Origin of the sequence: Streptococcus sp. HMSC078H12 (genome assembly GCF_001814615.1) — a bacterium.
In the GTDB taxonomy this organism is placed as follows: domain Bacteria; phylum Bacillota; class Bacilli; order Lactobacillales; family Streptococcaceae; genus Streptococcus; species Streptococcus salivarius_F.
This window is the reverse complement of the sequence record NZ_KV817316.1, coordinates 333,268-346,498: the sequence shown is the minus strand read 5'-3', so window position 1 is coordinate 346,498 and position 13,231 is coordinate 333,268. Positions and strand designations below refer to the sequence as shown.

Here is a 13,231-nt window from a genome sequence, read left to right as displayed (position 1 = left end):
TTAGTTATGACTCTCCTTAACTAGTAGGTTGTAATCTTTTTGACTTTTAACATCCTCGAGGTGTCCAGTCGTTGTATCAGTACTTGTAAAATACCAATAGATATCCTCCTTATCTGGTGTTAACTCTTTTTGGAGTTTAATGGCATCATCCAAATTAAGTGAATCAGTTGTTACGATAATTAGGCCGAATCTTTTTTTGAGCGATTGGTCACTGTATTCGTTATCGTCTTGATCTTTGTAATCAGCAAAATTTCTTTCTTTGGTCCAGATAAGGGGCATGGAGTTGATAGTGAGGGGATCCTCTTTATGACCTACAGAAAAATTATCCTTTGAAAGGAGATAGCGATAAGGTTTAGCAAATCCGTAGTATTGACTGACTTTTGCTGGTTTGGTTTTAGTTGCCTTATGGGTGCGTAAATTGACATAGAATACTTTTTCGTTGTCATAGGATGAAAATTTCACAAACTCATCCCTGCCATCGGAGTACATGGTATTATCCATGGAATCGGGATCATCGTATCCTAGTTTTTTAGCAAGCTCTAGTACATCAATAGTGTGTCCTTTTCCAGTGTCTTTACCAAGCTGATAAAAGTGAATAATATCATAATTTTTAGGGTCCTTCTTGTGTTTAGATGCTTTATACCTAGATTCTTGGAAGGCTAGATAGGAGCGACCGACGGCTAATTGACTTCTCTCAAGTGCTTTTTCATTTCCAAACTTAACACCTAAAACGTTAAAGTTTCCAATTTTGACGTTTTGAAAGGATGTTACAGTAACTTTTTTGTTAGTATAGTCGTAAAGTCTATCGTCTAAGGAATAAGCGGCCTGAATTCTATAACCATAGCGAACGAATGTACCTGTAAGTAGAATGGTTATAAAAATAAGGAGATAAACATGCCACATACGCCATTTAAATGTTTCTATTTTTGTCATAGGAGATCCTCTTTGAGTAATAGAAAAACCATGAAAATATTATTTTCATGGTTTTTAATTCAATTATTTTACTTCAGTAAAGATTACGTGTTTACGCAATTTTGGTGAGTATTTTTTCAATTGAAGACGGTCTGGAGTGTTACGTTTGTTTTTTGAAGTAAGGTACAAGCGTTCACCAGATTCTTTGTGTTCAAGTGTAATATTTACGCGCATGGTATCTCCCTTCTATTATTTAGCTGCGTTAGCTTTAGCGATTTTACGTCCTTTGTAGTATCCTTTAAGTGATACACGGTGTGAACGTGAGTAATCTCCAGTTGTTTCGTCAAATTGTACTGATGGAGCAGTCAATTTGTAGTGTGTACGACGTTTGTTTTTCTTCGCTTTTGAAGTGTGACGTGCAGGTACTGCCATTTCTTTATTTCCTCCGAATTAATATTTATGTTCTTGATTTTAAATCAACTATAACAGAATAACATATCTTTTTTGTAAAGTAAAGTTACTTGACAAAAAACTTCTCAAGAAAATATATAGTTAAAAACTATACAATGTGATAGTAAATACATATTTCACAGCTATAACAGCAAGTGCTAGAATAGGCTTATTATTACATTAAATGAAAGAATAAAAAGGAGTAAATAACTATGAGTAAAGTTCATTATCATTTTGATCATGTTGGTTCTTACCTTCGTCCACAAGCTTTAAAAGAAGCACGTGAAAAATTTGCCAATGGTGAGATTTCGCAAGAGGAATTGTTGAAAGTACAGGATGAAGTGGTTAAGGAATTGGTTCATCATGAGGTAGAAAATGGTCTTCAAGTCGTTTCTGATGGTGAATTTGGTCGTTCTTGGTGGCACCTTGACTTCCTATGGAACCTAACTGGTTTTGAAGCTTACCAACAAGAGGATTCATATAAATTCCATGGAGCTAAGACACGTACAACTAACGTTCGTATCAATGGTAAAATTGCTGAAAATCCTAATCATCCTTTCTATCGTGACTTTGAATATCTTAAATCGGTGACTCCTGAAGGAATTACTCCAAAAGTAACTATTCCAAGTCCATCACTCATCATTAACCGTGACCACCGTAGTGATCTTTATGCAGATTACTATGATTCATGGACAGATTTCCTTGATGATTTGGCAAAAGCGTACCATGATACCATCCAACATTTCTACGATTTGGGTGCACGTTATGTACAGTTGGATGATACGACTTGGGGTTATTTGATTCAACAGTTTGAGAATGAAAAAAATAATCCTGAGAAAACAGCTGAGTTGGCAAAAATTGCTGAGGATGATGTGTACACTATCAATAAAGCCTTGGAAGGTCTTCCAGAGGATTTGACTTTGGCTACTCACATTTGTCGTGGGAACTTTAAGTCAACTTACCTTTTTGAAGGTGGCTATGATTCAGTAGCTAAATATCTTGGTCAATTGAACTATGATATCTTCTTCTTGGAATACGATGATGCGCGTTCAGGTAGCTTCGCACCACTTCCAACGATTTGGAATAACCGTGACCATGTTGAACTGGTACTTGGTGTGATTACTTCTAAGGATCCAGCTTTGGAAGATGTAGATGCTGTCATTGCTCGTATCCATGAAGCGGCTGAACTTGTACCACTTAAGAACCTTGGTATCTCAACTCAATGTGGTTTTGCCTCAACTGAAGAAGGTAATATCTTGACTGAGCAAGATGAGTGGAATAAATTGCAATTGATTAAAACAATTACTGATAAAGTTTGGTCATAATAGAAAAAATGCAGAGGACAGGCTCAGCTTGTTCTCTATTTTTATGAATATAGAAAGGAAGTGTCATGGATTATAAAGAGATAGGACAGAAAATTTTAGAAGCTGTAGGAGGAAAGGGGAACGTTCAGAATCTAACCCATTGTGCGACACGTTTACGTTTTACCTTAGCAGATGATTCTAAAGCTGATGATGAGGCTGTTAAAGCTATCGATGGTGTGGTGAGTTTGACTAAGAGTGGTGGCCAGTATCAAGTTGTTGTTGGGAGTGATGTACCAAATGTATACCGCGCTTTAGAAGGTTTATTTGATCTGGATGAAGTATCTAAGGAATCATCGGAAAAACAAGATAGAACTCCTCTTCAAAGCTTTTTAGCTCTTATTTCTGGGATTTTCACCCCAATCTTACCAGTAATTACAGCAGCAGGGATGATCAAAGCCGTGTTATCTCTTCTGGTTGTCTTTAAGGTAGTAGCTGTAGATGATGTTAACTATCAAGTTCTTAATTTTATTGGCGATGCTGGATTTTATTTCTTACCTGTATTTTTAGGTGCCTCAGCAGCTCGACAGTTTAAGACGAATGCTCAATTGGGGATGTTGATTGGTGCTATTTTATTACACCCAGCTTTTACTCAGATTGTGACAACTGCCAAGGAATCAGGTCATGGCGTCTCTTTCTTTAGTATTCCTCTTACATTAACTTCTTACTCATCAACGGTTATCCCTGTTATTTTGGCAGTTTGGTTTATGAGTTACGTGGAGCGCTTTGCGATTAAAATTTCACCAAAGGCTGTGAAGTTTTTCTTGGTTCCTATGATTACGACCTTAATTACTGCAATCGTAACACTTTTGATTTTAGGTCCAATTGGTGCTGTCATTGGTAACTGGTTGGGTGACTTCTTTAAGTGGTTGGAAAACTTTGGCCCATGGGTTGTTCCGACAATTGTAGGAGCAACCTTCCCGTTAATGGTTACAACAGGAACTCACTATGGCTTAGTATCCATTGGAATCAATAACCGTATGACTATTGGTTATGATACGATTGCACAGCCAGGTGCTTTGGCTTCAAATGTGGCTCAGGGTGGAGCATCCCTTGCTATTGCTTTAAAAACTAAGGATACCAATAAAAAAGCTCTAGCTTCATCTGCTGGGATTACTGCGATTTGTGGGATTACGGAACCGGCTCTTTATGGGGTAACTTTGCAAAATAAAGCAGCCCTTATAGGATCTATTGTTGCAGGGGGAGTAGGTGGCTTCTTCCTTGGTATTTTAGGTGCGAGAAATTTTGCGGGTGGTTCCCCAGGTCTCTTGACGATTGCAGCGTATATCGGTGAAGATACACTTAAATATTTTTACACAGCTATTGCGGGTCTTGTAATTTCTGTTGTGGTCTCTTTCATTGTGACCTTCATTCTTTATAAGGAAGATTAATGATTGTGGCAGGCCGAGAGGTCTGTTTCTTTCTGACGTTGAAAAATCCTCCACCATTTCCCAAAAGCTATATAAATTATGATAGAATAGAGTGATTATATCTGTAATAACGGAAAAGGAGGGCAGGTCTATTTGAGGCCTGTATCATCATTATGAAACTTCAAAAACCTAAGGGAACGCAGGATATTTTACCTGCGGATAGTGCCAAATGGCAGTACGTAGAAAATGTTGCACGTGAAACATTTAAGAAATACAATTATGGTGAAATTCGTACACCTATGTTTGAACATTACGAGGTCATTTCACGTTCAGTAGGTGATACAACTGACATCGTTACTAAAGAAATGTATGATTTTCATGATAAGGGAGACCGTCATATTACACTTCGTCCAGAAGGAACAGCACCGGTTGTACGCTCTTATGTAGAAAACAAACTCTTTGCGCCAGAGGTCCAAAAACCTGTTAAAGTTTATTATATTGGATCAATGTTCCGTTATGAACGTCCTCAAGCAGGACGTTTGCGCGAGTTCCACCAACTAGGTGTAGAGTGCTTTGGATCAAAAAATCCTGCAACAGATGTTGAAACCATTGCTATGGCCTACCAACTCTTTAATACGCTTGGCATTAAGGATGTTACCCTTCATTTGAATAGCCTTGGAAATACTGAGAGTCGTCTGGCTTATCGTCAGGCCTTGATTGACTACTTGACACCGATGCGTGAAAGTTTGTCAAAAGATAGTCAACGCCGTTTGGATGAAAATCCTTTGCGAGTACTCGATTCAAAAGAAAAAGAAGATAAGGTTGCAGTTGAAAATGCTCCCTCTATCCTTGATTATTTAGATGAAGAAAGTCAAGCGCACTTTGACGAAGTACGTACCATGCTCGATAGTCTTAACATTCCTTACGTGATTGATACTAATATGGTACGTGGTCTTGATTACTATAATCACACGATTTTTGAATTTATTACCACTATTGATAAGTCTGAATTGACAATCTGTGCAGGTGGTCGTTATGATAGTTTGGTTGAATACTTCGGTGGTCCAGAAACAGCTGGTTTTGGTTTTGGACTTGGTTTAGAACGCTTGCTTTTGGTTCTTGATAAACAAGGTATCGAACTTCCTGTGGAAGAAAGTCTGGATGTTTACATTGCAGTACTTGGTTCAGGTGCCAATGGCAAAGCTCTTGAGTTAGTTCAAGCTATCCGCTATCAAGGATTTAAGGCTGAACGTGATTACCTTGGACGTAAGATTAAGGCACAATTTAAGTCAGCAGATACCTTCAAGGCTAAGACGGTTATCACATTAGGTGAGAGTGAAGTGGAGTCAGGTCAGGTCAATGTCAAAAATAATGCTACTCGTGAGGAAGTTACTGTAAGTTTCGAAGAGCTAACTAAAAACTTTGCTGTAGTCCTCGAACAGTTAGAAAAGTAGGGGGCATATGGTTAGTATAGTTGATATGCTCAAACGGAGTGAAAAGTTCAGTTTGGCTTTTGATCGTAGTAAGCCCATTCGTTTCCAACAACAGTTTTGGCAATTGATTGCCTTTCTTGATAAACATGATATTACTTGGTTCAATGATGAGCCTGCAAGTGATCATGCGATGTGTCAGCAATTACTTGGTCAAGTTTGGCGTCAAGATTGTCAAGATGTGGTCTTGAGTTTTGAAACACAGGAACGTTATTTGGGATGGCAGGTAGACGAGGAAACTGATGAACTTAGTGTTATCATTGAAGATGTTTACGGATTCCGTTGGAATAGTTTACTTGACTTAGAAACAGCCGATTATCGTTTTGAAGATTTTGAAGAGTTTGCTGAAGATTACGTGGATACTAGTGATTTATTGAAACAATTTGGCAAATAGTTTTATAAAAAAGAAAGTCTATTAAAATTCTAACCTGAAATGGGTGGGGTTTTGATGGGCTTTTTGCTATAATAGTTAAGACTAAAAAATTAACGAAAGAAGTGTATTTATGGAACGTTCTATGTATGCCGGACGTGTTCGTAGTGAACACATCGGAACTACTATTACTTTGAAAGGTTGGGTATCTCGCCGTCGTAACCTCGGAGGTTTGATTTTCATCGATCTTCGTGACCGTGAAGGTTTGATGCAGTTGGTTGTTAACCCTGAAAATGCGGATGCTAATGTTGTTGAAACAGCTGAAAGCTTGCGTAGCGAATTTGTTATTGAAGTCACAGGAACTGTTGAAGCGCGTGAACAAGCTAATGATAACTTGCCTACAGGTGCTGTCGAACTTAAAGTTGAAGACCTTAAAGTCCTTAATACTGCCAAAACAACACCATTTGAAATCAAAGATGGTGTTGAGGCTAGTGATGATACACGTATGCGTTACCGCTACTTGGATCTTCGTCGTCCAGAGATGTTGGAAAACTTTAAGCTCCGTGCAAAGGTAACTCACGCCATCCGTAATTATCTTGATGATTTGGAATTTATCGATGTTGAAACACCAATGTTGACAAAATCTACACCAGAAGGTGCTCGTGATTACTTGGTTCCAAGCCGTGTTAGCCAAGGTCACTTTTATGCTCTTCCGCAAAGTCCTCAAATCACTAAACAATTATTGATGAATGCTGGTTTTGACCGTTATTATCAAATTGTTAAGTGTTTCCGTGATGAAGATTTGCGTGGAGACCGTCAACCTGAATTTACACAAGTTGACTTGGAAACGTCATTCCTTAATGAGCAAGAAATCCAAGATATTACAGAGGGATTGATTGCTAAGGTTATGAAAGAAACTAAAGGAATTGAAGTTACACTACCATTCCCACGCATGTCTTATGATGATGCCATGAATAACTATGGTTCTGACAAGCCAGATACACGCTTTGACATGCTTTTACAAGACTTGACAGAGGTTGTCAAGGGTGTAGACTTCAAAGTGTTTGCTGAGGCACCAGCTGTTAAGGCAATTGTTGTCAAAGGAAATGCAGACAAATACTCACGTAAAAGTATTGACAAGTTGACAGAGTTTGCCAAACAATTTGGTGCTAAAGGTCTTGCTTGGGTTAAGATGACTGATGGAGCTCTAGCAGGTCCAGTTGCTAAATTCTTGACAAGTATTGAGGATAAGTTGACAAATACTTTACACCTCGAAGAGAATGATCTAGTTCTTTTTGTAGCAGATACACTTGAAATCGCTAATAATACACTTGGTGCTTTGCGTAATCAAATTGCTAAAGAACTTGACATGATTGACAACACTAAGTTCAACTTCCTTTGGGTTGTCGATTGGCCAATGTTTGAGTGGTCTGAAGAAGAAGGGCGCTATATGTCTGCTCACCACCCATTTACTTTGCCAACAGAAGATTCTGCAGCAGAGCTTGAAGGAGATCTTTCCAAGGTACGTGCTGTAGCTTATGATATTGTCTTGAATGGTTATGAGCTTGGTGGAGGTAGTCTACGTATCAATCATAAAGACCTACAGGAACGTATGTTGAAAGCCCTTGGTTTCTCTGAAGAATCAGCCTACGAGCAATTTGGATTCCTTCTTGAAGCTATGGACTATGGTTTCCCACCACATGGTGGTTTGGCTATCGGTCTTGACCGTTTTGTTATGCTTCTTGCAGGTAAAGATAATATCCGTGAAGTGATTGCCTTCCCTAAAAATAATAAGGCATCAGATCCTATGACTCAGGCTCCAAGTCTTGTGGCTGATAAACAGTTGGAAGAACTTGCCCTTCATGTAGATTTAGAAAATGAATAAAGCACCTCTTCATAAACATGTTAAATTTGTAGCGAAAAAGTCTGCGAAGAAAATGGGCGTTTTGCAGGCTGTACGTAGTATTTCCCGTGAAAAATATACTGAAAAAGTTTCAGCTTCTTTACTTTACGGGCTCTTATCGTCAATCGCCGTTAATTTCTTTTTTCAACCTGGACATGTTTACTCCAGTGGAGCGACAGGTTTGGCACAGGTTTTATCGGCATTGAGTGTTAGAACTTTAGGCTTTGAGATACCAGTATCATTGACTTTCTATGCGATTAATATCCCTCTCTTGATTATGGCTTGGTATAAGATTGGCCATAAATTTACAATCTTTACTTTCATTACAGTAACGATGAGCTCCCTTTTTATTCAGGTGATGCCACATGTAATCTTGACAGAGGATCCTTTGATCAATGCTATCTTTGGTGGTTTGGTCATGGGAACGGGGATTGGTTTCGGTTTAAAATCACGTATCTCTAGTGGAGGGACGGATATCGTTAGCCTCACTATTCGTAAGAAAACAGGCCGTGATGTTGGGAATATCTCCTTGATTGTCAATGGGATTATCATGGTTTTTGCGGGCATTCTTTTTGGTTGGAAATATGCTCTTTATTCAATGGTGACTATTTTTGTTTCTAGTCGAGTTACAGATGCGATTTTCACGAAACAAAAGAAAATGCAGGCTATGATTGTCACAAGTAATCCCGACCCAGTTGTAAGGATGATTCAGAAAAAACTCCACCGTGGAGTAACGATGATTAATGATGCGGAAGGGACTTATAATCACGAAAAGAAAGCAGTATTACTGGCGATTATTACGCGTGAAGAGTATACTGACTTCAAGCATTATATGAGAAAGGCAGATCCCAAAGCCTTTGTCTCCATCGCAGAGAATGTACATATTCTAGGTCGTTTTGTTGATTTAGATGACTAACAAAAAAGGAAGTTGACGAATGTTAGCTTCTTTTTTGTTGGAGAGAATTCTTGACGAAATGCTTGCTTGACTTTACAATATCAGTATGATAAGATTTTTAATTCCAACCGCAAAAGAAATGAAGGCCAGTAAGGAAGTTACGTCTCAAAAATTATCCGAAAAGAGTGTGGCTATCCTAACTGAAATGTCAAAATTGTCCACAGATGAATTATCCACAGCTTATAAAATAAAGCCTGAGCAGGCTGAGAAAGAAAAGCAACGCTGGGCTGCGATTTTGTCGGGAGAAGCGAAGAGCTATCCGGCTGTCGAGCTTTTTAATGGTCTGATGTATCGTCACATCAAACGTAGTGACTTATCCACATGTGAAAAAGATTTCTTAGGTCAACAAGTGTTTATCACATCTTCTTTTTATGGAATCATTCCCGCTTTTTACCCTATTCAAGAACATCGTCATGACTTTCATACGAAGATAAAGGTTAATGGTCAGTCCTTAAAAAACTATTGGCGTGCCGAATATGACCAATTTTTAGAGGAGAGTCAAGTTCCAGTTGTTTCTTTGCTTTCGAGTGAATTCGAGGATGTTTTTAGTTCAACTCTTCGTAAGCAGTTATTTACGGTTAGTTTTATGGAAGACCGCAATGGGGTTCTTAAGACTCACTCTACGATTTCCAAAAAGGCAAGAGGGGCTTTTTTGACAGCTGTTATGGAGGAGAATTGTCAAACGATTAATGATTTACGAAAATTGTCCTTTGATGAGTTTAATTATCGTGAGGATTTATCCTCTAATAATGAGCTAGTTTTTGTTAAAATTGCATAAAAAAGTCTGAGTTATAAGCTCAGACTTTTTTTATAGCATATCTTTACGATCGACTTGTTCATAGTTGGTTTGACCGTCATTTAGCTTGTCCCAAATAACGACTTCTCCTTGATTAAGAGATTTTTTGACATCAATAATACGTTGATTAGATGATCCTCGAAACTGGAGCATAAGGTTCTTTTTAGTGATGTCAAAGCGGCCGTCAACGAGAATGTCAACGAGTTGAAGAAGTTCTAGTTTATCAGGAGTTTCAAGCATCAACTCCTCCCAAGTATAACCAGTCCAAGACCAGATATCTTTTTCCGGGAGTTCCTCACGAATGCGTTTGACTAGGGGAATGAGAATTCCTGTGTTTAGGAAGGGTTCACCACCAAGTAGCGTGAGACCTTGTACGTAAGGTTGAGCTAGATCCCTCATGATTTGTTCTTCAAGTTCTTTAGTATAGGGAATTCCTGCCTTAAAGGACCAGGTGGCAGCGTTATAGCATCCCTCGCAATGAAACATGCAACCAGAGACGTAAAGGGAGTTACGCACGCCTTCACCATCAACGAAATTGAAAGCTTTGTAGTCAATAATACGTCCTTGGCTAAGTTCTTCAGACTTCCATTCCTGTGGTTTTGGTGTATTCCATGTCATGATTCTACTCCAAATCTATCCAATAGCGCTCAGTTTCATGGCGAATGTCCTCCAACTGGCCACCGTTGGCTAATATAACAGCTCGACTAGCAGGATTCTTGATATTACAAGTGACCAGAGCACGATGAATATTCTTGTCTTTAGCTACTTGTAAGCCTTGACGGAGTGATTCTTTCGCATAACCTTTTCCTCGTTCGGATGGACGGATTGAGTAGCCGATATGGCCCCCTTTTTCTAGTAAGTAGTCATTTAATCGGAGACGAAGGTTGAGAAAACCAAGAGCATGATCCGCTTCGTCAAAATTAACCAGCTGGATAGCAGGAACCCAGTTTTCAGGAATATTGAGTCCCGCTTCCGCTTGAATATTTTCTTCTAGCCACTCTTCATAAACAAAATTGTCGGGGTTCCAAAATCCACCATCATGAGCAGATTGCTCCCTTTCAAATTCAGCTATCATCTCTAAGATAGCTTCTTTATCTGTTTGACTCGGTCGGCGTAAGATCATATTATTTCTTCTTTCCAGCTTTTTTCAAAAGGGCTTGGACACGTGCTTTTTTATCGTTTTTGACGGTTGCATTTTTTTCGTGGTAACGTTCCACTTGTTGCATACCTTTATAATCTAATTGATATTTTCCCATTATATTCCTTTCTAAAAATGAAATAAGCAAAGCAGTTGGAAGGTATCATCCAGCTGCTTCTAGTTTATTATAATGTATTCTAGGTCTTATTAAAGGTGTTTACCTTCATATTTTATGGTTGAACCGTTCATGTGTTTGACTCGAGCAGAGATTTCTTTGTGGCGTCCTTTAACCATTGGGCGTGCCTGTGGGTTTCCTAGATAGCCGCAAGTACGTTTGACAACATCAACTGTTTTAGGATCTGTGTTGCCACAGTTAGGGCACATGAATCCACGTTCTGTTGGGGTGAAGTCCCCTTCAAAATCACACTTGTAGCATTTATCAATTGGAGTATTCGTTCCGAGGTAACCGACACGGTCATAAGCAAAGTCCCAGACAGCTTCGAGTGCCTTTGGATTTTGCTGGAGGACTGGATATTCGCAGTAATGGATGAATCCACCAGTTGCGCCAGATTCTGGGTATGCTTTTTCGAATTCTAATTTTTCAAATGGTGTTGGATTTTTACGAACATCGTAGTGGAAAGAGTTGGTGTAATACTCTTTATCTGTGATATCAGTCACGACACCGAACTTTTCAGTATCCAAACGACAGAAACGATCCGTCAAACTCTCTGATGGTGTTGAATAAACAGAGAAATGATAATCATATTCGTCAGACCAACTTTCACAAGCATTTTTCATAGATTTAACGATATCTAACGTGAACGCTTTGGCTTCTGGATTAGTCTCCCAGTCACTACCATAAAAAACAGATGCTACTTCATAAAGCCCAATATAACCAAGTGATACAGTTGCACGACGATGTTTGAAGAGTTGATCTACATTATCGAATTTACCTAGACGTTGGCCAAAGGCCCCGTACTGATAAAGAATAGGTGCATTAGCAGGTGTAGCTTCTTTGACACGTTCAACTCGGTAGACGAGTGCATCTTTGGCAATTCCCATTCTTTCTTCAAAAATTTCCCAAAATTTATCTTGGTCTCCCTTAGATTCTAGGGCAATTCGAGGAAGATTAAGGGTTACAACACCCAGATTCATTCGTCCAGAATTAACTTCAACACCATTTTCATCCTTCCACCCTTGTAGGAAGGAACGACATCCCATAGGAGCCTTAAAGGAACCTGTCAATTCAACGATTTTGTCATATGATAAGACATCTGGATACATACGCTTTGTTGCACATTCAAGAGCTAGTTGCTTAATATCGTAGTTAGGTGAGCTAGGCTCTAAGTTAAGTCCACGTTTTAAGGTAAAAATGAGTTTAGGGAAAATGGCTGTACGGTGTTCGGAGCCAAGTCCTAAAATACGAACTTGTAGGATAGCCTTTTGGATTTCACGCTCAAACCAGTTTGTCCCTAAACCGAAACCGAGAGAGGTAAAGGGAGTTTGTCCATTCGAAGTGAAAAGCGTATTAATCTCGTATTCAAGAGATTGCATAGCATCGTAGATATCTTTACGCGTTTTGGCGCGTGCATAGTCTTCACGTTTTTCTTCAGCTACCCACTCTTTAGCATCAGCTAAGTGTTTTTTGTAGTTAAGTTCTGCGTAAGGAGCTAAAAACTCATCGATACGGTCTGCAGTACAGCCACCATATTGACTAGAGGCAACATTTGCGATGATTTGTGAAATTTGTGCTGTTGCAGTTTGAATGGATTTAGGACTTTCAACTTCAGCGTTACCAATTTTAAAACCATTTGCCAACATGCCTTTGAAGTCAATCAAACAACAGTTAGTCATAGGTGTGTAAGGGCTGTAGTCTAAATCGTGGAAATGGATATCTCCCTTTTGATGAGCATTTGCCACGTGTGGAGGAAGCATCTTGAGTCCTACAGATTTTCCGACAATTCCTGCGGTTAAATCACGTTGTGTATTGTAAAGATCGCTATCTTTATTAGCATTTTCATGAACAACAGCCTGGTCTTTATTAACAAGTTTACTAATGGTGAAATTGATGTCAGTAGCCTGAGAACGCTCAAAATCACGTTTGGTACGATAGTTGATATATTCTTGAGCGATAGCATATTCGTTAGCTTCGAGTAACTCGTGCTCTACTATGCTTTGGATTTCATATATTTTGATATTTTGAGTGAAGCGGTCATTAATTTCAGCAACAATACGGTTGGCAATTCCTTCCAACTTTGCTTCAATTAAGGGTGTGATAGGTGTAATAGCCTCACTTGCTTTGAGGATAGCCTCATATATTTTACTTGAATCAAAGACAACCATACGACCATCACGTTTGATGACTTTGATATCAGGGTTGATTGTAACCTTTTCTTTTTCTAATGTAATCATCTAAAAATCACCTCGTTACTAATTATAGCACTAGGCAAAAAAAAATCAATATATTGTGGTATATTTTTATCTCA

The 13,231-nt window shown here is 38.8% G+C and carries 14 protein-coding genes; 7 read left to right on the top strand and 7 right to left on the bottom strand.

The features are described 5' to 3' along the window. From HMPREF2979_RS03140 to rpmF, 3 genes are all read right to left on the bottom strand, one after another. Positions 1-933: a hypothetical protein gene (locus tag HMPREF2979_RS03140; protein WP_070655071.1), complete on the bottom strand. Its 933-nt coding sequence runs from the start codon at positions 931-933 to the stop codon at positions 1-3. A gap of 63 nt (positions 934-996) precedes the next feature. Beyond that, on the bottom strand, positions 997-1,146 hold the full coding sequence (rpmG, locus tag HMPREF2979_RS03135) for a 50S ribosomal protein L33 (protein ID WP_002262412.1): 150 nt from the start codon (positions 1,144-1,146) through the stop codon (positions 997-999). 15 nt (positions 1,147-1,161) lie between these two features. Beyond that, entirely contained in the window at positions 1,162-1,344 is a 183-nt protein-coding gene (rpmF, locus tag HMPREF2979_RS03130) for a 50S ribosomal protein L32 (protein WP_002885630.1), read from the bottom strand. Positions 1,345-1,574: 230 nt separating this feature from the next. Between rpmF and HMPREF2979_RS03125 the strand changes: the two genes are divergently transcribed. The 7 genes from HMPREF2979_RS03125 (at position 1,575) to yaaA (ending at position 9,589) form a co-directional block, all read left to right on the top strand. After that, the gene (locus HMPREF2979_RS03125) at positions 1,575-2,687 is read left to right on the top strand and encodes a vitamin B12 independent methionine synthase (protein WP_070655069.1); all 1,113 of its coding nucleotides are present in this window, start codon (positions 1,575-1,577) and stop codon (positions 2,685-2,687) included. Between the two features lie 65 nt (positions 2,688-2,752). Then, a complete protein-coding gene (locus HMPREF2979_RS03120) occupies positions 2,753-4,114 on the top strand; it encodes a PTS transporter subunit EIIC (RefSeq protein WP_070655067.1) in 1,362 nt (453 codons plus the stop codon). A gap of 152 nt (positions 4,115-4,266) precedes the next feature. After that, on the top strand, positions 4,267-5,547 hold the full coding sequence (gene hisS / locus HMPREF2979_RS03115) for a histidine--tRNA ligase (protein ID WP_070655064.1): 1,281 nt from the start codon (positions 4,267-4,269) through the stop codon (positions 5,545-5,547). Between the two features lie 7 nt (positions 5,548-5,554). Beyond that, complete coding sequence (locus tag HMPREF2979_RS03110) at positions 5,555-5,977, top strand: hypothetical protein (RefSeq protein ID WP_070655062.1); 423 nt, start codon at positions 5,555-5,557, stop codon at positions 5,975-5,977. 109 nt (positions 5,978-6,086) lie between these two features. Next, the gene (gene aspS / locus HMPREF2979_RS03105; RefSeq protein WP_070655060.1) at positions 6,087-7,838 is read left to right on the top strand and encodes an aspartate--tRNA ligase; all 1,752 of its coding nucleotides are present in this window, start codon (positions 6,087-6,089) and stop codon (positions 7,836-7,838) included. Then, positions 7,831-8,772, top strand: a complete 942-nt coding sequence (locus tag HMPREF2979_RS03100) for a YitT family protein (protein WP_070655058.1) — start codon at positions 7,831-7,833, stop codon at positions 8,770-8,772. The genes aspS and HMPREF2979_RS03100 overlap by 8 nt, the downstream gene beginning before the upstream one ends. Positions 8,773-8,857: 85 nt before the next feature. Beyond that, entirely contained in the window at positions 8,858-9,589 is a 732-nt protein-coding gene (gene yaaA, locus HMPREF2979_RS03095) for a peroxide stress protein YaaA (protein ID WP_070655056.1), read from the top strand. Between the two features lie 30 nt (positions 9,590-9,619). Here yaaA and nrdG read toward each other — a convergent pair whose 3' ends face one another. The 4 genes from nrdG to nrdD form a co-directional block, all read right to left on the bottom strand. Beyond that, on the bottom strand, positions 9,620-10,225 hold the full coding sequence (gene nrdG / locus HMPREF2979_RS03090) for an anaerobic ribonucleoside-triphosphate reductase activating protein (RefSeq protein WP_002885801.1): 606 nt from the start codon (positions 10,223-10,225) through the stop codon (positions 9,620-9,622). Positions 10,226-10,229: 4 nt separating this feature from the next. Beyond that, positions 10,230-10,730, bottom strand: coding sequence for a GNAT family N-acetyltransferase (locus HMPREF2979_RS03085; protein WP_070655054.1), 501 nt, complete (start codon positions 10,728-10,730; stop codon positions 10,230-10,232). A 1-nt stretch (position 10,731) separates the two neighbouring features. Then, positions 10,732-10,863: a hypothetical protein gene (locus tag HMPREF2979_RS10410; protein ID WP_002885877.1), complete on the bottom strand. Its 132-nt coding sequence runs from the start codon at positions 10,861-10,863 to the stop codon at positions 10,732-10,734. Between the two features lie 89 nt (positions 10,864-10,952). After that, on the bottom strand, positions 10,953-13,157 hold the full coding sequence (gene nrdD / locus HMPREF2979_RS03080) for an anaerobic ribonucleoside-triphosphate reductase (protein ID WP_070655052.1): 2,205 nt from the start codon (positions 13,155-13,157) through the stop codon (positions 10,953-10,955). Between the last annotated feature and the right edge of the window lie 74 nt (positions 13,158-13,231).

Excerpts from the sequence above, each read along its gene's own strand:
- rpmF (WP_002885630.1), bottom strand. The coding sequence starts at position 1,344 with ATGGCAGTACCTGCACGTCACACTTCAAAAGCGAAGAAAAACAAACGT.
- nrdD (WP_070655052.1), bottom strand. The coding sequence starts at position 13,157 with ATGATTACATTAGAAAAAGAAAAGGTTACAATCAACCCTGATATCAAA.
- HMPREF2979_RS03100 (WP_070655058.1), top strand. The coding sequence starts at position 7,831 with ATGAATAAAGCACCTCTTCATAAACATGTTAAATTTGTAGCGAAAAAG.
- HMPREF2979_RS03140 (WP_070655071.1), bottom strand. The coding sequence starts at position 933 with ATGACAAAAATAGAAACATTTAAATGGCGTATGTGGCATGTTTATCTC.
- HMPREF2979_RS03085 (WP_070655054.1), bottom strand. The coding sequence starts at position 10,730 with ATGATCTTACGCCGACCGAGTCAAACAGATAAAGAAGCTATCTTAGAG.
- HMPREF2979_RS10410 (WP_002885877.1), bottom strand. The coding sequence starts at position 10,863 with ATGGGAAAATATCAATTAGATTATAAAGGTATGCAACAAGTGGAACGT.
- yaaA (WP_070655056.1), top strand. The coding sequence starts at position 8,858 with ATGATAAGATTTTTAATTCCAACCGCAAAAGAAATGAAGGCCAGTAAG.
- nrdG (WP_002885801.1), bottom strand. The coding sequence starts at position 10,225 with ATGACATGGAATACACCAAAACCACAGGAATGGAAGTCTGAAGAACTT.
- aspS (WP_070655060.1), top strand. The coding sequence starts at position 6,087 with ATGGAACGTTCTATGTATGCCGGACGTGTTCGTAGTGAACACATCGGA.
- hisS (WP_070655064.1), top strand. The coding sequence starts at position 4,267 with ATGAAACTTCAAAAACCTAAGGGAACGCAGGATATTTTACCTGCGGAT.
- HMPREF2979_RS03120 (WP_070655067.1), top strand. The coding sequence starts at position 2,753 with ATGGATTATAAAGAGATAGGACAGAAAATTTTAGAAGCTGTAGGAGGA.
- rpmG (WP_002262412.1), bottom strand. The coding sequence starts at position 1,146 with ATGCGCGTAAATATTACACTTGAACACAAAGAATCTGGTGAACGCTTG.
- HMPREF2979_RS03125 (WP_070655069.1), top strand. The coding sequence starts at position 1,575 with ATGAGTAAAGTTCATTATCATTTTGATCATGTTGGTTCTTACCTTCGT.
- HMPREF2979_RS03110 (WP_070655062.1), top strand. The coding sequence starts at position 5,555 with ATGGTTAGTATAGTTGATATGCTCAAACGGAGTGAAAAGTTCAGTTTG.